A 21006-nucleotide genomic window follows, 5' to 3' on the forward strand; every position below is an offset into this window, starting at 1 on the left:
TTTGTCTAAATAATGCGCAAAGTTACTACATAAATCGTTTTTTTCAATGGATACTAACATTTTTATAACTTATGAATTGATAGTAATTGACTATAAACAAAAGAAAAATCCTCAATCAAATGAATGACAGAGGATTTTAAATTTTGAGAAAACGACTATTTTATTGTTTTACTATTTTTTTTGTCGCTACTAACTTTGTGTTTTTATCTATTATTTTTAATAAATAAACACCTGAATTGAGATTTGAAATGTCTATGCTGGTTTGGTTATCAAATTGTGCTACTTTTTTCCCTATCATATCAAAAACTTCTGAGAATAAATTGGAATTTATTTCGGATTGAATATTAAAAATTCCTGATGATGGGTTTGGATAAACAGTAATTTTGCTGTCAACTATAAATTCATCAGAACTTAAAGTAATCGGACAACTTATGTTTTGAGGAATTTGATAATTATTGCTTTGAAACCCTGTTCCAAGTTGTCCTCTATTATTACTTCCGCAAACTTGTAAGTTACCGTCTGTTTTTATTACCATCGAAAAACCCGCAAGCCCATTAGTGTCATTATTATTATCAGAAAAGATGTTGGTGTAAAATGTACCCACATTAATTTGAGTAGGAACATTTGCAATTGTTAAGGAATTATTGCCTAATTGCCCTCGATGATTTCGCCCCATTGCCCATAGTGTATTATCATTTTTTAAAGCTAGGGTATGATAATCTCCAGTTACCACTTTTATCCAATTGGTTTCAGAACCCACTTGTAAAGGCAATTGTTGGCTGCCTGGGACATTACCAATTCCTAAATTTCTATAAGTATTACTACCCCAACCCCATAAAGTTCCATCTATTTTTATAGCCATTGAATAATCTGCTCCACAAGCAATCGTAATGTAATTTGTGCCTGTTGCTTGTACTGGAAAAGAAGAAGAGTTATTACCAGTTCCAACACCCAATTGTCCTGAATTATCTAAACCCCAAGCCCACAAATTCCCATTAGTTTTCAAAGCAATGGTGTGTAGTGCCCCTGATTTTACTTGTGCCCAATCGGTAGCCGAACCAACTTGTGTAGGAATGTTTTTATTAACAAAAGTACCATCACCAAGTTGCCCATTTTCATTAAAACCCCATGCCCACAGTGTTCCATCAGATTTTATGGCAAACGAGGAACTTTCGCCAGCTTCAACTTGTACCCAATTGTTGTCTGTACCAATTTGTGTGGGTGATATTACCACGCCTGATAGATCTCCTAAACCAAGTCGTCCAAAACTAGAATTTCCCCAAGCCCACAAGGTTCCATCATTTTTTATGGCTAAACTATGTATTGCACCAGTAGCAATTTTTGACCAAACAGGTTGATTACTAACCTGAGTAAAAACGAATAATTGTGTTGTTGTCCCATTTCCAAGTTGCCCCGAACTATTTAAACCTGTTCCCCATAATGTATTATTACTAGCAATTCCTATGGTAAAGTCGCCTCCACCACTAAGTTGTTTCCAACAGGTTTGAGCATTTAGAATTCCCATTATAAAAAAAGAAAGTAATAGTAATTTATTTTTCATCGTATTTAAGTTTAATTTTTTAGTGTTCATTTGTTTAAAAAGTAAACATCAATTTTATTCACACTCACAGGCCATGGGCATTCCTTGAGTTTCCATCAATTGATTGATTTTTTCGTCGCGTTTTTCTCCATCATTTTTGTACTGACTTAAAATTTTGATATGTTGCGCTTTTACTTTTTCGAGCCTATTTTTTTCGTTTGATGTGCAATTGATCAAGCAAGTATATCTATTGGTGCTTTTTGCGTCATTGTTTTCTTGCGCTTCTTTCAAACCCAGTTGGTGTTCCCGAATCGATTGATCTAAACTAGTTAACATCATATTGTAATAATTAACCATAGCGTCTTCACTGTTAGCATCTTTTACAAATGGTGCGTCTTGTAAGTCGCTGGTTTGTGAAAAGTTAGTTGCGTTGGAATTAGCATTTTTCAATAATTTCTCTGTTTGCTCAATTTGCTGTAGTTTCAATTGTTTCAGTTTTGGATCTTCTTCGGCATTGGCTTCGGCATACATTTGTTGCATCGCAGCATTCATTTCGACGCTATTTTGCGCCATCGCTTGACCCATCATTTCGCCCATTGGTTTGTATCCTTTTCCTGAAAAATTGGCGCTTGTGTTTTCGATATAATTCATAAAAATAGAAACGCCTTCCCCTTCAATTCCAGTAATCATATAGGTTTTTCCTGTTGGACTCGCGATAAATCCTAATCCCCAATAACCAGAAATGCTGTACGTAAATTTAGTATCAATTAAAATTTCTTGCGGATGAGACAGCCAAATAGACATTTTTTTACCTTCGGAAATTCCAGAATATTCTACTCTTGGATATTTATTACCGCCCACTTTACCAACTTTATTACCGGTTTTTTTAAAAGTTTTGAAAAATTGCTTGCTCAACATTCCAGTTTGAAGGTCATGCACAACCATCGATTGGCCACTTCCCATTTTCATGGCAAAATTTCCTTCCGAACTTTTGGTATATTGATAAAAATCGTTGTTGGAATTTTTAATCTGTGTCATTTCGCCTTCAACGGTTTCAGTTAGCATTTCTTTGAGGCCTTTCCAATCCATCATTGAATTGCCATTTTTGGTGTTCAGATAGAAATAGGAAACTAAATCACCTTCGGGCGCATTTACTGAAAAGCCAATTTTTTTATTGAAAGTAAACTCGCCATTCAAACCAATTTCATTATAAACCGATTGACCAGCATTTGGTGTTTTGGGCTTCGGAATTGAAACCGTAATGTCCAACAAATCATTTGGATTGGGTTCATTGCTTTTTATCTCCAATAATTCATCTGCATCCGTTAATATTGGAACAGCAGGCTTTGGTTCGTCTTTAATCAACGGAATGTTGGTCTTTGGCTTTGCTTTGGATTTTTGTTGGGCAAAACCCGAAATACTCAAACATAAAATCAATACTACTATTTTTTTCATGATTTAGTTAACTTTTAAAAATAAAATTGTCGAAGTGATTTGTCCTTTTACACCAATTGGTTTTGCTTCTAAAATGATTTCATAATTACCTTTTGGGATTTCGGAAACTGTTTCAGGCGTATTGGTTTGTAAATTAGAAAGCATCGAGATAACATCAAAAGTTTCAATTGGCATAAACATATCGCCTGGAAAAAATGGAATTGGAGCTCTTTTCATGCTTCCTAAAACTTTTCCATCTTTTTTAATTGTTGTCGTAAACACAAACTTCACCACTTGCTTTTTATCTGAATTTAAAGGAACATCTGATGTGGTGAAAACAAAGTTGATTTTGTGTTTGTTTTCTCTAAAATCGGCATACAGGTTTACTGCTTTATTGCCTTTTAAAGCAATTTCTGCTTTTGAGGTTTCATTAATTTTTAATTCTCCTTGCACCAATTGTGCGTTTGCTTGTATGCCAATAATTAGGCATAATGTTGCGATAATTTTTTTCATTTTTTTTAAATTTTTACGGATTAACTACAGTTTCAAAATTTTCTTCAAACACCTTCGTTGGTCGTTTATCGTGATAGACATACGTTGATTTGATGTAACCTAAGTAGGAATTAGTTTGTCTGTAATGAGTATAACTGATTTGAAAAGTGCGTTTAGCGACATTATCTGTGCTTTCTACCGTCATTTGGTATTTGGTTCGGGCATCGCCATTAAAGGTTTGAACGGCTGTTTTGTTGAAGATATACATGGGTTTGGTTTCTTTTCCAACTTTAGTATGTATAGTTGTTTTTTTACCCCATTCTACTTCAAAAAGTGGCATGTTGGACGTTGGATTGGTATTCCAAAACTTTATTTGAGCTTGCGATTGAAAGCAAATAAGCAGTAGTAGAATTATTTTTTTCATAGTTTTTAATTTACAGGAATGATACTGTACACAATTCCCAAATTATATTTTGCTTTATTGAAGCGCATGTATCCTGGTCGTGTTGGGATATTGGCTGTGTTTTTGGCTTGATTTAACGTAACTGCTGGTACATTGGCATCTTTCAAAAAGACAATAGCTTCTTGTTTTCCAACGATTTCGTCATTTACTGGTTTGTAAACTTTGATTTCATAAACTATTTTGAAATAAGCATTGTCTTCAAGTTCTTTCATGGTTTTGTAGCCATATTTTGCTGGTTCAAACTGAAAGCGAACTTTAGTATTCATTAAGGATTTGATGTTTCCGTTGCTTACTTTCATTCCGGCATTTCTTGGCACTTCAAATACGCGACCATAATTGCCGATGTATTTAAAACCAGTTGGTTGAATTTGATCTTCATTGCCCGTAGTTTTATTTTTTACAAACAAACGACAATAGCCAATCCCGTGAACACTTTCGGTGCCGATATCTATATTTTGATTGATGGTATGTGCTGCTAACCAATCGAATTTGAAATCGTATTTTACGGTTTGTGGCAATGCTTGTGCAAAAGAGTTTGCGATTGCGAATACTAGAATAAGTACTGATAATTGAATTGTTTTCATTTTTTTAAAATTTAAAGTTTGTTAATTATTAATTGTGCAGTTTCAATGCTTTTTTGTTTGTTTATCTTTTCTTCATCTGACATTTCGGTTGTGATTTGAAATTCTAAACCTTTATAGAATACTTTTAGTTCTTTATATTTATTGTTCCAAACAGCGTACTCGCCAACACCTTTAATTTCATCAAACGAAAGTCCTTTTGCCATTTCGCTTGCCATTCCTTTCGCCATATTGGCTTGCGAAGCATCGACTTTTCCTTGTTGTTGCATTTCGTTTGCTTTTTCACTCTTCGCTTTATTGGCATTGGCAAGTTCTTCGGCAGTTGGTGTATGATAATTGAATTTGAATTCTTTCAAAGTGGTGTTTTTTACCCAAGAAAGTTGAATGAAATCATCTGTTGGAATATCCATCATTTCCCCGTTCATTGGATTTTTGATTTGCTTGTTTCTTCCTTTTTTCCATCGATAGGAAACCGAATGTGTAGCAGGACTTTTTAATACTTGATTATATTCTTTTTCGGCCTCTGTTGAGGTATAACCCGAAACTTCGGAAGCCATTTCTAAGGTTAACAATTGATCTAATTTTCCATTAAATTCATCGGCAGATTTGCCAACAACTTCATCAATAGCCTCATTGGCTTGACTTTCGAGATTTTCTTTTTTATCACCAGAACACGTAAAGGCAAAAAGGAAAATGCTTAGTAAGGATAGGAGTGCTGTTTTCATACTTATGATTTTGTAATTTTAAAAGTATATGAACCTATGCCAGATGAAAAAACTGTTGTGCCATCTGCTGAAAATGGAATTTTTATGTTTTTATTGAATTCGATGGTATCTAACCTGTAAATTTCTTTTTTCATTCCATAATCTATATTCGTTCCAACTCGTTTGTTTTTGGCGTGAACATAAACTTCCAATTCATACTTTATAGATGAATTATTTAAATCGGAATTTGGAATAATAAATTCTCTAAAAAACTCAGGACTATTGGGAAAGTTGTAGTTTTTTGAAGTTATAATTTTTGAACCATTTTCGGTTTGATTGTAAACATCAGAAGGTTTGTTGCCAAAATTTTGTACTTGTTGTCTTCCCGAAGCTGTAACTTTAAATAATTTAAAACCCCAAAAACCATAGATATTATCGTTAGAAGTTTCAATATTTACAGACGATACGGTAAACTTAGTTGTTCCACCGTTATTCGTTGCACTTGTACTCGTAGTCACCACAACCTTATTATTCTTAACGTTTTTTGTCCCGTTCCAATTTCCATCAGTCATTGCATCTGTCCAACCCCATTTTCCTTTGAACGTGTTTCCTTCAAAATCAAATTCAAAATGACCTGTTTTTTTGGTGGTATTGTTGTAGAAAGTTCCTTTTAATTTTTTAGTTTGTGGATTATAAATTCCATCAATCGTTCCAATATTTTTATAGGTTCCGGTAACTTTATTTCCTACTTGTTGTAGTATTAAATTGCCATCGGTAGTATTCCATAATCCATTAAAAATGGCGATTTTAGTATCTGTTGGCGAAGTATTATTCGCTTTTGTTCCATCCCAAAGCCATTTTGCATCAAAATCAAACTTCATTTGAAAAATAGCATCATTAGTAATGTCATTTAAAGTGATGTTGTTATCGTAATTAAAATGACCTCTTATGTCTTTGCTACTAGTTGTCTTTTCAAAATAAAACTTACCTCTATCAGCTCCGTTATGAAACAATCCACAAAGTCGTGAACCACCATTGAATTTTTTTTCGACAGCTAGGATTGTGCCACCATTAGCATAATCACCATAAATAAATCCATTTTCGGTAACTAGTTTTAAATCACCATATTTTGTGCTAAATGTTCCTGTCCATTCTTGTGCAAAAACGCACAGTTGTGTTAAAAAAATAAGGACGAATGTGCTATACAATTTTTTCATTTTTTAATGATTTTTAGTTTTATAATTTTATAAATTCTACTCTTCTGTTTTCTGCCTTTTCTGATGCAGTAGCGTTTTTGTTGAGTGGTTGGCTTTCGCCTTTTCCGTCCGTTTCTATTCTTGAACCATCAATACCATAGAAGCTCGACAACGCTGTTTTTACTGCTGCAGCTCTTTTTTGAGATAAAGCTAAATTGGCAGTATCAGCACCATCACTATCAGTATGACCAATTATTTTTACTCTAACTGTTGGGTTTTCTTGTAATGTAGTTGCCATTTCTTTTAGCACGGTTCCGCTTTCGGGCTTGATATTATCACTGTTCACGTCAAATAAAATTCCGTTGGTTACAAATCTTCCTTCGGTAATAAGTTTATTTCGATTATCAGCACCAGCAACTGCGAAACGAATGTTAGTTAAGTAAACTTCACATTCTTCAAAAAAACTTCTAAAAAAGGCAAAATCATAGGTGTTTTTATCTGCAAAAAATCTGGGAACGTCAAACAACTTGTCTTCATTTACATAAACCCGAAGGCGTCCCTCTTGCCTCCAAACAGATACTTTTGCAAAATTTTGGTCATTTCTGGTGTCCCATTGCGGCATTTTTACACTATTACTGATTTCAGTTCCAGATATTGGATTTACATAAATTGAAGCTTCACCAGCGCCAGGATGCAAATAGACAACAGAGTTGCCTTTACTGAAAAACATATCTAGCATCAAATTATCGGGAACGGTACTAAAATTGAGCCCAAAACCCGAATAATTATTTGTTGGATCTTTATCTATACCTATTTCAAATTCTAACGTGAAGTTATCTGGAAGCTTTTTAATGTTATCCGGAACAAAAGCACCGTTTTTGGTCATATTGAGCCATTTTTCGTTTTTCTCATCAACATTTACTATTTCTCCGCTAGCATTGGTGTTGAATTCCTTTGGAAAATCGCCAACGGCTAGTCGTTCAAAATTGTCGAAATACAATTGTTTTTCACCTGCAACGAAATCAAATTTCGAGTTGGATTTAACTGATTTTGAAGCTTTAGTTGGATTATTTTCCTGACTTTGTTGTTGATTTTGTTCTTGGTTTTCCGATTGGTTTTCTTTTTGCGGTTCGTCGGTTTTCTTTTTCTTATCTTTTTTCTTGAAGATATTATTAATTTTATCCTCAACCTTATTTAGAGCACCATCTACTGTTTGGTCACCTTTTTGCTCGCCTCGTTGGTAGGTTTTGTCTTTGGCATTTTTAAGAACTTTTCCGCCCACTGTTTCTTGTGAATAACTGGTTACTATCGTAAAAATTAGCAACATCATGGTAATGAGTGTTTTCATAATGGTATTGTTTTTTAGTTGTTAATTACAATTCGTTTTTAGTTTAGTGCTAAGAAGAAAAAAAAGTAAACATCGATTTAAAAAAATTATTTTTACATTGATAAATGTTTACTTTTGATTAAATACTTGCACTAATGGGTAAACCAAATCATCTGTTGATTATTGAAAAGCTTAAAAAAGGCGATGAAAAAACCATTCATTCTATTTATGTAGAAAATAAAAATGGATTTTCTCTTTTTGCAGCACGATACAATTTACCGGCTGATGATTTGCTTGATATATACCAGGACAGTATTATTGCCTTGTGTGAAAACGCTAAAAAAGGAACGATTGATACTTTAGAAAGCACTATATCAACTTATCTTTTTTCGATTGGCAAATACATGATTTACAAAAAATTAAAATCGAAAAATAAAGCGGTTTCTATAGATTATGATGTACAGTTGCCCCAAGTAATTGAAGATAATGAGGAAGACGAAAACGATAATGAAATGATACTTTTACAAAATAATTTTAAAAAATTAGGAGAGCAATGTCAAAAAGTTTTACGCCTATTTTATTATGAAGAAAAAAAACTAGATGCCATTCAAATCGAATTAAATTATACCAATAAAGACGTTTTAAAAAGTCAAAAATCACGTTGCTTGAAGCAATTGAAAGATTTGATAAAGAAATAAAAAATGGATAAAGAAACACTTATAAGCAACTATTTTGAAAAAACACTTTCCACAGAAGAGCAAAAACAATTTGATTTTTTGATGGAAACCGATGCTGATTTCGCTAAAGAAATTGCCTTTCAAAAAAAGGTGAAAAGAGCAATTACCTCAGTTGAAAGAACAGTATTAAAGAAAAAACTACAAGCATTTGAAGAAACAAAACCCAAAGTAAAATCGTTCAAAGTTTGGTATGCAGCTGCATCCATTGTTTTAATTTGTGGCTTAGGATTTTATTTTACACAAACTTCAACAACAACTATTTATAAAGATTATTATCAATCGTATCCAAATGTTGTGGCACCAGCGGTTCGTGGAGAAAATAGCAATGACATCAAATCAGAAGCTTTTTTTGAATATGATAACGGAAATTATGCCAAAGCACTCGAATTATTTTCTAAAATTTATGATGTAGAACAAGATGATTACGCCTTGTTTTACAAAGGATTATCTTTGATGGAGCTACAGAAAACTAAAGACGCGATTGCAACTTTTAATCAATTTGACGTAAAGAAAAACAACAGTTTTACGCCTTTTGTAAAATGGTATTTGGCGCTATCATACATAAAAGAAAATCAGCTAGAAAATGCCATACCGTTATTGAAATCACTTTCTGAAACGGAAAACCAGCAACAAGAAATGGCGAAAAAATTATTGTCTGAATTGGAGTAATTTTTTTCTGAAAAGGAAAATTAGCAACGAAATCACTAAAACAATTCCGAGACATACTACCCAATTTATATTAGAAACGACAGGAGAAACATCACCATTAACTACAAATCCTGCCCAATAAAACGGATGTTGCTTCATAGGATTGTTTGCCAAAAATTGTTTTTTAGCGTTTGCTAAGGCTTTGTCTTTTGGTTGCCCTTCTTTTAAATTTTTATAAAAAGAAACAATAATCTCCGAAGTTTCTTTGTCTGGAACTTGCCATAGACTATATACCGATGATTGTACCCCAGCATAAGTCAATGCCCGAGACAAACTCATTATGCCTTCACCACTTTCATGTGCACCGACACCAGTGTTACATGCGCTCAATACAACCATTTTTGACGGAAAATTAAGTTGGTACAATTCGTTGAAAAACACTTTTTGATTGTTTGTAAAAACCAAAGACGATTGATTGTAATCATTTTCCATAAGGGAATGCATGGCCAAATGATGAAAATTGTATAAGGTAGTCGATTGCAAAAAATTGGCACGTGTCGCTTTTTCGTTCAAAAATAATTCTCCTTCAAATAATTCACTCACGGCTTTGGCTTCATTTTTGGCTTCAATCAAATCAAACAAATTGCCCCTTCGTAGACCTCTACTTTGATTAGCCGTTGGAATTTTTGAATAATTGGGTGCAAAAGATACAAATCGGTTCGAGTCGACTCCGTTCATTTTTTTTTGCAAAACATTCCATAATTTTATGGAATAGGCATAACTAACTAAATGATATTCTGCCACCCATTTGCGGTTTCTGTCTTGTAAACTTTCGAAGGAAATTCTGTTTAAAAAATCTTCCGGAATGATAATAAGCGAAGCGTCCAATCGATTTTTTAAAATGGGTTGAAGTAGCTTTTCATGTAAATTTCCAGCACTTTCTGCGTAATCATTCGTAATCAAACGAATGCTTTTGAGATTTTGTTCGACCAATAATTTTAAAGATTGAGTTGTCGATAAATAGGTTAATCCGACAGCGTTTTTATCTATTATAAAAGCAAACGTTTTGGCATCCGTAACTACGTATTTAATCATCAATTGATTGCTTTTCAACTGATTTTGAGTTTCATTCACATCAAAATTATTCGATTTAAATTGCTGATACGACGGGTCGAATTTATTTATTACATTACGTTTTTGCTCAATTTCCCTATCGATAGCTAATAAGCTTTTGTCCAAGTCTCCTTTTTGAACTTTCGATTCTTTGGTTTCTAACAAGCTGTTTTTTTCAAATACCAATTGGTTGTATTCCTCAATTAAAACTGGCGGAACTTTTAGATTTTGACTGTTTTTGGATTCGAAAATATTCCATAAATGCTGCGATGAATTATTTTCAATTCGATTTAAAATAGCTTTAATTTTCTTGATGTCGTTCGGATTGATTAGCAATTGCGTTTGCAAAAGTCCTGAAGCAATTTCTTTATTAAATTCGTTCAATCGATAGTTGTATTTTCCTTTTTGATAAAATTCGCTGAACATGTCTGAAACAATAAAATACAGATTATTTGAAGTAATTAAATCGTCTGTACTTTTGTTCTTTTCATAGCTTTTATAGTAGATGTTTGCTGTATTTAAAACATTTCTAATAAAAACGTCACTGTTGAACTTTTTGAAATCAGCGTATTTTAAACTTTTTAAATTCTTGAGTGTTTTTTGTTTCGCTAATAACTTTTGATACGACTTTAAAAAGATAGTCTTCGACTCATTGTCTTGATTTAAATTATGATGCAACGTGGCTTCCAACACTTCAATCGTAAAACGTGAAGCATTGAAAAAAGGCTCTTTTATTTTTTTGGATTCCTCAATGATGGCGAATGCTTCTTTATATTTTTTATATCGCGCATAAGAATTGGCTAGTTTTAAACAGGCAACCAATTCATCGTGTTTGGATTCACTTTTGCGCGCTATTTGAAGTGTTTTTAGGTTGAATTCGATGTGATTTTTGCTGTTCACAGCATCGTCGACTGCTTTGGACAAATACACCTCTTCATATGCATACCGACTGAGCAACAAAGTATTATCCTTCTTTTTTCTGTCATCTGGATAATTAAGAAACACCAAATCTATCGAATCAAGGTATTTTTTAGCTACGGTTTCTTTTTGGTCTAAAAGATTCATTCTAAGATTGGATAAATAAAGCAGCGATCTAAAATGCAAATTCCAATTTTGCAGCGTTCCGACATCGGTTGTTGCAAATTCTTTGCGTTTGAACCACTTGTAAAAATTTTGATTTAGATAGGTTAAAATTTCCCTTGCTTTGGTTTCATCTCCATACTTCAAACTTTCCCAAATAGTGTTATTAGCCGAATTAACTACGTAAGCCTTATCTGCTCTATCCGATTTAATGTGAAGCGCTAAGCTTTTGGAATAGTGATGTAACGATTGGTTGTAAAAGTGCAAATTAGAATACGATACTGCCAAAAGATTGTGAACATATCCCAATTCTTCATACTCTCTAGGTGCCAATTTATAAATGGATTTTAGTGCTTTTTCTAAGGAAACAATCGATTGCTCGTAGTTTCTCATGCGCCTTTGAACATCGCCAATGTCAATCAGAGAAAGGTATAAATTGGCATCTACTGGAAGGTTTTTTAAAGTATAATCATAACATAGTTTTAAGTATTTGAGTGCTTCGTCCCAATCATCTAAACAATATGACAATTCTAAATAAGTGTTACTGATTAATTTTTTGTTTTGAGGAGTTGGTTTTAATTTTGAATGAAATGGAATGACTTGCTTAAAATAAAGTGCCGCTTGTTCATCATTTCCTTTATTTACCTCATTTAACGCTTTACAGTAAAAATAATTTGCCGAATAAAGAGCTGAATTCTTGTCGTTTTGGTTGTTCAACAATTGTTCCCAAATACGAATTGATTCGTCGAATTTTTGAATATTGGTCAGTGAATCTGCTTTTTTTTGCAACAACTGATTTACAATATTTTGACCGTAAAAAACAACGGGTACGACTAAAAATAGAATACAAAGTTTTTTCATTTTTAGCTATGATTTAACTTATTGGTGTTCGTTTCACTAAAAAGTAAACATTTATGCTATAAAAGTAAACATTGTTTTCGGATTCTTAAAACAGCAATAATTATCTTTGTAAAAAAAACAATGAAAATCTACCCTATAGAAGCAGGCAATTTTAAACTCGATGGTGGCGCTATGTTTGGCGTGGTACCCAAAACCATTTGGAACCGAACCAATCCGGCTGATGAAAACAACCTCATCGACATTGCTGCCCGCTGTTTATTAATTGAAGAAGGAAAGCGATTGATTTTGATCGATACTGGAATGGGAAGTAAACAATCGGAGAAGTTTTTTGGATATTATTCACTTTGGGGAAGTTATTCATTGGATAAATCATTGGCCAAGCATGGTTTTCATCGGGATGATGTGACGGATGTTTTTTTGACGCATTTGCATTTTGATCATTGTGGGGGCAGTGTGAATTGGAATAAAAACAAAACGGGTTACGAAGTTGCTTTTAAAAACGCCCATTATTGGACAAACGAAAATCATTGGGAATGGGCAACAAAACCAAATGCCCGTGAAAAAGCATCTTTTCTTTCAGAAAATATTTTGCCAATGCAAGAAAGCGGACAATTAAATTTTATTAAAAGACCAGATTCTGATTTTGGAATTTGTGATTTGGGATTTGATATTTTTTATGTTGATGGTCATACCGAAAAAATGATGATTCCGCATATCAAATACCAAGATAAAACCATCGTTTTTTGTGCCGATTTGATTCCAACTGCTGGACATTTACCTTTGCCTTATGTTATGGGCTATGACACAAGACCACTTTTGACCTTGCCTGAAAAATCAAAATTTCTTCATGCTGCGGCAGAAAACAACTATTACCTGTGGTTAGAACATGATGCTCATAACCAAATTATCACAGTTGAAAATACGGAAAAAGGCATCCGATTAAAAGACGTTCTTAATTGTAACGATATCTTAACAGAGTGTTAATCCTTTAATTCAATGTGATAAAAGATTCTATTTTTACACGAATTCAATAAACCTGAAAAATGAAATTTATAAAAATCTTTTTGTTTTCATTGTTTTCATTAACAATGTTTGCCCAAACTACAGATAAGTCATTTGCAAAAAAATCACCTCTAACAGACGCCGAACTTAAGCGTTGGAGCCACCTTGATTTAGAAAAAGACTCTATTCCGGGCATGAGTATTGACAAAGCTTACGCTGAATTATTGAAAAATAAAAAAAGTACAAAAGTAATTGTGGGCGTAATCGATACTGGAGTTGATATTAATCATGAAGACTTAAAATCGGTTATTTGGACCAATAAAAAAGAAATCCCAAATAATGGAAAAGATGATGACAAAAACGGTTTCATTGATGATGTGCATGGTTGGAATTTTTTAGGAGCATCAAATAATGAAAATCTTGAAATGACACGCCTTTTGAAAAAAGGAGATGATGGCTCAGAAAAATATAAAAAAGCTTTAGCCGATTATAGTGTAAAGTTTGAAGAAGCTTCAGAAGCCAAAGAAAATGTAGATGTTTTGCTTAAGGCTGATAAAATGGTTCGTGAATTTCTGAAAAAAGATACTTATTCTTTAGGGGAATTAAAAGATATGCCATCGGTTAAATTTGAATTGTATGATGCTAAACGAATCATGTTATCTTATGCCAATCAAAAAGGAGATTCATTTCATGAAGATTTAAAATCTTATCAAGATTATGTTTACGATCAATTGGATTATAATCTAAATAAAGATTTTAATGCTAGAAAAGTAGTTGGTGATAATCCAGATGATATTAATGACAAAAAATATGGTAACAATGTCGTGTATTCTAAAGACAGAAAGGATTCTCTTCACGGTACTCATGTTGCGGGTATAATTGCTCAAGGAAGAAATAACGCCCTTGGCGGTGATGGTGTGGCTGAAAATATTGAAATTATGGCCATTAGAGCGATACCAAATGGGGACGAATATGACAAAGATGTTGCTTTAGCCATTCGTTATGCTGTAGATAATGGTGCAAAAGTCATCAATGGAAGTTTTGGAAAAGACTTTTCTCCACATGCCGAATGGGTTTATGAAGCAATAAAATATGCTGCCAGTAAAGATGTGCTAATTGTTCACGCTGCGGGTAATGATTCTAAAGATATTGATACAGAACCAAATTTTCCGACAGATGAGGTAAATGGCTCTGAAATTGCCGATAATGTATTGACTGTTGGTGCCTTAAATTATACATACGGGGAAAAAGTTGTCGCTAGATTTTCAAACTATGGTAAAAAGAATGTTGATGTATTTGCGCCAGGTGTTAAAATTTATGCCACTGTACCAGGTAATAAATACAAATACCTTCAAGGAACTTCAATGGCTGCGCCAAATGCTGCTGGGGTTGCAACTTTAATTCGGGAATATTATCCAAACCTGAAAGCATCACAAGTAAAACAAATTTTAATGCAATCGGGAACGCCTTTGAATCTTGAAGTTACTGTAGATGAAAAACAAATTAAGATTCCGTTTTCTGAAGCAAGTGTTTCTGGAAAAATCGTCAATGCCTACAGTGCTCTGAAAATGGCAGACGAAATGTCAAACGCTATAAAAAATAATCCAAAACTTTAACACAGAAAAGAAGCGTAAAACCCTCCTTTTTATTTTATCGCTACATGAAGAACACCTTTTTAATTGGAATAATTTTATTTGGAATAACAACTAGTTTTGCTCAGTCAAAAAATTATTGGCAACAAAAAGTTGACTACAAAATTGAAGTTTCTATGGATGTAGAAACCTATCAATACAAAGGCAAACAAAAACTAGTTTACACCAATAATTCTTCCGATACCCTTCGTCGTGTTTATTATCATTTATACAATAATGCCTTTCAACCAGGAAGCGAAATGGACGCACGTCTTCAGGCTGTTATAGATCCCGATGCAAGAATGTCTACTAAAGTAAAAACTGCAGATGGAAAAGAAATCCGAGAAAGTAGAATCGCTAAACTTCAACCCAATGAAATAGGGTACTTAAGAATTTCCAACTTCAAGCAAGATGGTGTTTCTGCCAATATAAAAGAAGTTAGTACTATTCTCGAAGTGACCTTAGCAAAACCGATTCTGCCGGGAAAAAAGACCACGCTTACTTTAGATTTTGATGGACAAGTTCCGATTCAAATTCGCCGATCAGGAAGAAATAATTCAGAAGGCGTAGAACTTTCGATGGCGCAATGGTATCCCAAAATAGCTGAATTTGATTTTGAAGGTTGGCATGCTGACCCTTATATTGGCAGAGAATTTCATGGGGTTTGGGGCGATTTTGATGTCAAAATAACTATTGATAAAAATTATATTCTTGGCGGAAGCGGTTATTTGAAAAACAACAATGAAATTGGTTTTGGATACGAAGATAAAGACAAAGAAATCAAAAAAGATTCAAATGCAAAAAACTTGACCTGGCATTTTGTAGCACCAAATGTGCATGATTTTACTTGGGCTGCAGATAAAAATTACCTTCACGATGTCGTGAAAGGACCAAATAATGTTGACCTACATTTTCTATACAAAAACAATCCAAAAATCATTGACAACTGGAAAAAGCTGCAACCAATGATGGTTCGGGTCATAGATTTTTTCAATAAAACCGTTGGTAATTATCCGTATAAGCAGTATTCATTTATCCAAGGTGGCGATGGCGGAATGGAATATGCGATGTGTACACTGATACTAGGAGAAGGCTCAATGGAAGGACTTTTGGGTGTTGCCACTCACGAGTTGGGACATTCTTGGTTTCAGCATATTTTGGCTTCTAATGAAAGTAAACATTCCTGGATGGATGAAGGATTTACGTCATACATTGAAGATTTAGCCATGAACGAAATGGCGGTAAAAAAACTGGATAACCCTTTTGAAGGTTCATACAAAACGTACACAAAGCTAGTTGAATCAGGGAAAGAACAACCCTTGTCAACGCATGGTGACCGATATGATGAAAACAGAAGTTATAGCATTGCTTCTTATGTAAAAGGAGAACTTTTCCTTTCACAGTTAGAATACCTCATTGGGAGAGAAAATACGCTAAAGACTTTGAAGCGATTTTACAACGATTTCAAGTTTAAACATCCAACACCAAACGATATCAAACGAACTGCAGAGCGTGTTTCGGGAGCCAATTTAGATTGGTACTTAACTGATTGGACCCAAACTTTAAATACTATCGATTACGGAATTAAAAATGTAGTAGGATCTACAGATAGTGTTCAAAAAACGGGACTTACTTTAGAGAGAATTGGCAGAACGCCAATGCCAATAGATATTTTGGTCGAATATAGCGATGGCACAAAGGAAACTTTTTACATCCCATTGCGAATGATGAGTTTTGAAAAAGAAAACCCAACTCCTGATATAAAAAGAACTGTTTTGCCCGATTGGACTTGGGCACAACCAACTTATTTTTTTGAAATTGCTAAATCAAAAACAGCTATCAAAAAAATAACTCTTAACCCAAGTGGCTTGATGGCTGATGTAAAGAAAGACAATAATGTTTTTGAAATGAAATAAATAAAAAGCGAACCTATTGAGTTCGCTTTTTTAAAATAGAATTCATAGATTTACCAACGATAAAAATATTCAAAATGAAACCTTTTCAACTTCTTATTGTTTGCTTTTTTTTGATTTATGGGAGTATTGCCTCGGCACAACCTATTCGTTTTAAAACCAGTAGTGTAAGCTTTACCGATAAAAAGGACAACGGTGATTGGAATGATTGGTCTGAATTTGTAGAAGCCAATGTCCTAATTAGTATGGATCCTAAGAAAGATTTGATCACTGTAAATTCTAACGAAGTACAATCTTTTAAGATTAAAGCTTATGGTGAAATTCAAGATACTGATGAGGCAAATATTGTTCCTTTTGATTGCTTGGACAATAAGTTTTCGAAATGTACAATTATTATAATAACTAAAAAGAAAGAGAACAACCGTATGCAGTTTTACATTAACTATAACGAAGTGAAATTTGTTTACAATATCTACAATGTCAATTAAAAATGGATTTTTCCTATCCTGCAGCCGAAAAACTTAAAAGTAAAAAAATAATTGATTTATTATTTACAGAAGGAAAATCCGTAAGTAAATATCCTTTACGATTAGTTTATGTAGCCCATGATTTTGGAGAAGATGTTCCTGTAAAAATGGGCGTATCGGTATCTAAAAAATATTTTAAAAAGGCGGTTGACCGTAATTATTACAAACGTGTTTTACGCGAATGTTATCGCCTTAATAAACATTTATTGATTGCTAATATTGATGTTAAATATTGCTGCATGTTCTTTTATCAAACCAATGAAAAACTTAATTACACAGAGATAAACGAAAAAACCATTCAGCTTTTTGAAAAGTTTGTTAAAACCACTCAAGAAAAAAAAGACTCAAAATAAAAACCTCATAAATAATAAATTAGTCAATTTTTGCGTTTTAATAGTTAAACACTTTTTATTATGAAAACTACTCTTCTAATTTCTACTATCATTATTTCTTTATTTATTTCATGTACTGAAAAATCGAATGAAGCAGTTGCTGAAATGCAAATGAGTAAAGTTGCCCATAGTTCTAGCTACAATGACTCTTACACAGAAGCTGTTGACACCGCGGTAGCCGCTGCAGACATGTCGGTGTCAATGCCAAATAAACTTGCTGGCGATGCTGAAGAAATTGAAACCAAAATCATTAAGTCTGGAAATTTACGATTTCAATCAGATGATTTGGAGCAAACATATAGTCAGATTCAAGGTGCTGTAAAAAAGTATAATGCTTTGATAAAAAATGATTCGCAATCAAATAACGATTATCAGTTTTCGAGAACTATCAATATCCGAATACCCAATCAATATTTTGATGCTTTTATCGCTGATATCTCAAAAGGGGTAAAATATTTTGATGTCAAAGAAATCTCCTCACAAGATGTTACTGAAGAGTATATTGATGTGGCTTCTAGAATTAAAACAAAAAAAGTACTTGAACAACGCTATTTAGAATTGTTGAAAAAAGCCAATAAGGTGTCGGAAATGCTAGAAATTGAAGGGCAACTATCTGAAATTAGAGAAGAGATAGAGTCTAAAGAAGGACGTTTAAAATACCTTCAAAATAAAGTTTCTTTGAGCACAATTGACCTAACTTTTTACAAACCTTTAGCTCAAGGTCGTAAAGCAACTGTTTCTTATGGAGGAAGAATTGGCAATGCTATTGTTTCTGGATTTAACTCTATTTCAAATTTCTTTATTTCATTGTTAGGAATTTGGCCAGTAATTGTTACTTTAGTTGTCTTGTTTGTACTAATCCGAAAACGATTCAAAAGAAAAAATAAAAATGATGTTGTCGAAAAATAAAAACATTAAAAAAAGATATATTATTCCGGCGCTGTTGAGCGTTTTTCTCTTTATAGGCGTAGGTTTTAAAGACGATTATTTCGAGATTTCTAAACAAATAGAAATTTTCACTACGCTTTTTAAAACAATTAATCAGAACTATGTAGATGAAACCAATCCGGCAGAATTAATGGACAAAGCCATTAAAAGCATGTTGGCCGATTTGGATCCGTATACCAATTATTTTAACGAACAAGATGTAATCAAATTCAAAATAAATAATACTGGTGAATATACCGGAATTGGCGCTATGATTACGCGAAAAGAAGACAAACTCATCATCAAAGAACCTTATAAAGGATTTCCGGCTGACAAGGCTGGGCTTAAAGCAGGAGATGAAATCATACAAATTGGCGATGTACTATTGGCTGATTTTAAAGATGATGCTTCACAGCTAACCAAAGGTGCTAAAGGCACTAAAATAGACATCAAATATTTACGCCAAGGAAAGCCCATGAGTACGCAGTTAGTTCTTGAAGAAGTTGGAATAAAAGCAGTTCCTTTTTACGGAATGGCTGATGATAAAACGGGGTATATTGTTTTGTCACAATTCAATGCCAAAGCTTCGTCGGAAACTAAAGAAGCTTTAGAAAAATTAAAAGAGGATGGTGCCAAACAAATCATCTTAGATTTACGAGGAAATCCGGGTGGATTGTTGCATGAAGCAGTAAATATCTGTAATCTTTTTGTGCCAAAAGATGAGCTTATTGTAACCACAAAATCGAAAAACTCAAAATACAATAACACCAATAAGACAACTCGTGATCCTGTTGATACCGAAATTCCATTAGTGGTTATTGTAGATGGAAAAAGTGCATCAGCCTCAGAAATTGTTTCGGGCGCTTTGCAAGATTTAGACCGTGCGGTAATTATTGGAAGTAGAAGTTTTGGAAAAGGATTGGTTCAAAGACCCATTGATATGACTTATGGAACTCAAGTAAAAGTGACTATTTCTAAATATTACACGCCATCGGGAAGATGTATTCAGGCATTGGATTATGCACGAAAAGACAAAAGTGGAAAAGCCGTTAGAACCGAAGAAAAAAATTATAATGCTTTTAAAACTCAAAAAGGAAGAACGGTTTATGATGGCGGAGGAATTTTGCCAGATGTCGTTTTAGAAAACACCAAAACCAGTGCTATTGCAGAAGCATTACAAAAAAATGACGCTATTTTTTATTATGCTACCAACTACTATTATAAAAACCCAAATCTTGGCAATAAAATTCCAACAATTACTGATGCTGACTTAACTGATTTTAAAGTTTTCATAAAAAAAGAAAAAATAACTTTAGATACAGAAACTGAAATAGCATTAAAGAACACTCTAGAAAAGGCGAAGAAAGAAAACATAGAGGAAGCCATTGCAAAAGAATACCAACAATTATTAAGTGCTTTACATAAAAGTGAAGAAAATTTGATAGACAAAAATCAAATGGAAATCAAGAATTTGCTTTTGGACGAAATCATCAAAAGATACCAGTATAAAGAAGGATTATATCAGTACTATTTAAAAAGCAACTTCGAAATCAAAAAATCAATAGAAGTGCTAAACGACAAAGCTCAGTATAATACCATTTTGAAAATTTAATATGAAGTTCTTAAAATATTTGCCCCTTTTGTTTTTTGGATTTATTCAAGCACAGGAAGAAATTGTTCATTCTATTTATTTTGAATTTGACAAATTTGCATTGAATGAAAAAGAGGTTAATGAAGCTATTAATTTTATTAAAAAAACCGACTCAACTCGAATTGAATCTATTCAGATTTTTGGCTATACCGATGATGTTGGGAAAGATGCTTATAACTTTAAACTTTCTACAAAACGAGCCAATGCCATTCAAGATAAGTTTATTGAAAGCGGAATAAGAAGTAAAATTATTGTGACTATTGAAGGCAAAGGAAGAATCCTAATAGATGATGATATTGTAGAAAATCTTCCCGAAAAACGTTCTAAAAATCGTCGAGTAGATGTAGTAGTCAATTTAAAGCCTTTACCCAAAATTGAAATTCCGGGTTTTTACACTACCATTCAAAAAAACCATATCGTTGGCGATCATATTTATCTTGAAAATGTTTTATTTCAAAGAGGAAGTAGCAAATTAGAGTTTAAATCAAAAACCGATTTGGATAAAATTGCCCGTTTACTTCAGAAGTATAAGAATCTACAGTTTGAAATTCAAGGACACGTTTGTTGTACACCACCCTATCAAAAAGAAGCGATTGACATGGATACTAAAAAGCGGCAGTTGTCAATAAATCGCGCGCAATCTGTATATAAATATTTGATTTTTAAGAAAATATCCAAAGACCGAATGACTTTCAAGGGTTACGGAAATACGGTTCCGCTTGGCAAAGGAACACAATATGATAGAAGAGTTGAATTGGTGATTACAAAAATATAATTTTATAGTTTT

Annotated in this window: 19 protein-coding genes; 10 read left to right on the plus strand and 9 right to left on the minus strand. The window is 33.3% G+C overall.

Annotated features, from left to right (window positions below; translation table 11 throughout):
* Positions 1-160 precede the first annotated feature (160 nt).
* Genes ACIQ2L_RS02710 through ACIQ2L_RS02745 form a run of 8 tightly spaced genes read right to left on the minus strand, consistent with a single transcriptional unit; the run spans position 161 to position 7758 of the window.
* Entirely contained in the window at positions 161-1561 is a 1401-nt protein-coding gene (locus ACIQ2L_RS02710) for a T9SS type A sorting domain-containing protein (protein ID WP_396156194.1), read from the minus strand.
* A 54-nt stretch (positions 1562-1615) separates the two neighbouring features.
* The gene (locus ACIQ2L_RS02715) at positions 1616-2995 is read right to left on the minus strand and encodes a hypothetical protein (RefSeq protein ID WP_396156196.1); all 1380 of its coding nucleotides are present in this window, start codon (positions 2993-2995) and stop codon (positions 1616-1618) included.
* A gap of 3 nt (positions 2996-2998) precedes the next feature.
* Positions 2999-3487: a hypothetical protein gene (locus tag ACIQ2L_RS02720; protein WP_396156198.1), complete on the minus strand. Its 489-nt coding sequence runs from the start codon at positions 3485-3487 to the stop codon at positions 2999-3001.
* 13 nt (positions 3488-3500) lie between these two features.
* Entirely contained in the window at positions 3501-3890 is a 390-nt protein-coding gene (locus ACIQ2L_RS02725) for a hypothetical protein (RefSeq protein ID WP_396156199.1), read from the minus strand.
* A 5-nt stretch (positions 3891-3895) separates the two neighbouring features.
* On the minus strand, positions 3896-4513 hold the full coding sequence (locus ACIQ2L_RS02730) for a hypothetical protein (protein WP_396156201.1): 618 nt from the start codon (positions 4511-4513) through the stop codon (positions 3896-3898).
* Between the two features lie 11 nt (positions 4514-4524).
* Positions 4525-5235: a hypothetical protein gene (locus tag ACIQ2L_RS02735; RefSeq protein ID WP_396156203.1), complete on the minus strand. Its 711-nt coding sequence runs from the start codon at positions 5233-5235 to the stop codon at positions 4525-4527.
* 2 nt (positions 5236-5237) lie between these two features.
* On the minus strand, positions 5238-6431 hold the full coding sequence (locus tag ACIQ2L_RS02740; protein ID WP_396156205.1) for a hypothetical protein: 1194 nt from the start codon (positions 6429-6431) through the stop codon (positions 5238-5240).
* 19 nt (positions 6432-6450) lie between these two features.
* Positions 6451-7758, minus strand: coding sequence for an OmpA family protein (locus tag ACIQ2L_RS02745; RefSeq protein WP_396156207.1), 1308 nt, complete (start codon positions 7756-7758; stop codon positions 6451-6453).
* A gap of 134 nt (positions 7759-7892) precedes the next feature.
* On the opposite strand from ACIQ2L_RS02745, the gene ACIQ2L_RS02750 reads away from it, so the two are divergent.
* Both ACIQ2L_RS02750 and ACIQ2L_RS02755 read left to right on the plus strand, forming a co-directional pair.
* Positions 7893-8435 carry a sigma-70 family RNA polymerase sigma factor gene (locus ACIQ2L_RS02750; protein ID WP_396156209.1) on the plus strand — a complete coding sequence of 181 codons (543 nt, stop codon included), beginning with the start codon at positions 7893-7895 and terminating at the stop codon, positions 8433-8435.
* A gap of 3 nt (positions 8436-8438) precedes the next feature.
* Positions 8439-9143 (plus strand): tol-pal system YbgF family protein, encoded by a 705-nt coding sequence (locus tag ACIQ2L_RS02755; RefSeq protein ID WP_396156210.1) that lies wholly within the window; start codon positions 8439-8441, stop codon positions 9141-9143.
* On the opposite strand, the gene ACIQ2L_RS02760 is transcribed toward ACIQ2L_RS02755, so the two are convergent.
* Positions 9123-12176, minus strand: coding sequence for a CHAT domain-containing protein (locus ACIQ2L_RS02760; protein ID WP_396156212.1), 3054 nt, complete (start codon positions 12174-12176; stop codon positions 9123-9125). The genes ACIQ2L_RS02755 and ACIQ2L_RS02760 overlap by 21 nt on opposite strands.
* A gap of 120 nt (positions 12177-12296) precedes the next feature.
* Between ACIQ2L_RS02760 and ACIQ2L_RS02765 the strand changes: the two genes are divergently transcribed.
* From ACIQ2L_RS02765 to ACIQ2L_RS02800, 8 genes are all read left to right on the plus strand, one after another.
* Positions 12297-13160: an MBL fold metallo-hydrolase gene (locus ACIQ2L_RS02765; RefSeq protein WP_396156214.1), complete on the plus strand. Its 864-nt coding sequence runs from the start codon at positions 12297-12299 to the stop codon at positions 13158-13160.
* Between the two features lie 59 nt (positions 13161-13219).
* Positions 13220-14794, plus strand: coding sequence for a S8 family peptidase (locus ACIQ2L_RS02770; RefSeq protein ID WP_396156216.1), 1575 nt, complete (start codon positions 13220-13222; stop codon positions 14792-14794).
* 44 nt (positions 14795-14838) lie between these two features.
* Positions 14839-16725 (plus strand): M1 family metallopeptidase, encoded by a 1887-nt coding sequence (locus ACIQ2L_RS02775; protein ID WP_396156218.1) that lies wholly within the window; start codon positions 14839-14841, stop codon positions 16723-16725.
* Positions 16726-16799: 74 nt separating this feature from the next.
* The gene (locus tag ACIQ2L_RS02780; RefSeq protein WP_396156220.1) at positions 16800-17210 is read left to right on the plus strand and encodes a hypothetical protein; all 411 of its coding nucleotides are present in this window, start codon (positions 16800-16802) and stop codon (positions 17208-17210) included.
* 2 nt (positions 17211-17212) lie between these two features.
* On the plus strand, positions 17213-17602 hold the full coding sequence (gene rnpA, locus ACIQ2L_RS02785) for a ribonuclease P protein component (RefSeq protein ID WP_396156222.1): 390 nt from the start codon (positions 17213-17215) through the stop codon (positions 17600-17602).
* Between the two features lie 60 nt (positions 17603-17662).
* Entirely contained in the window at positions 17663-18550 is an 888-nt protein-coding gene (locus tag ACIQ2L_RS02790) for a DUF4349 domain-containing protein (RefSeq protein WP_396156224.1), read from the plus strand.
* Positions 18531-20180 carry a S41 family peptidase gene (locus ACIQ2L_RS02795; RefSeq protein ID WP_396156226.1) on the plus strand — a complete coding sequence of 550 codons (1650 nt, stop codon included), beginning with the start codon at positions 18531-18533 and terminating at the stop codon, positions 20178-20180. The genes ACIQ2L_RS02790 and ACIQ2L_RS02795 overlap by 20 nt, the downstream gene beginning before the upstream one ends.
* A gap of 1 nt (position 20181) precedes the next feature.
* Positions 20182-20994 (plus strand): OmpA family protein, encoded by an 813-nt coding sequence (locus ACIQ2L_RS02800; RefSeq protein ID WP_396156228.1) that lies wholly within the window; start codon positions 20182-20184, stop codon positions 20992-20994.
* Positions 20995-21006: the final 12 nt, after the last annotated feature.

The sequence above is a fragment of the Flavobacterium sp. genome, assembly GCF_044369455.1.
GTDB lineage: Bacteria > Bacteroidota > Bacteroidia > Flavobacteriales > Flavobacteriaceae > Flavobacterium.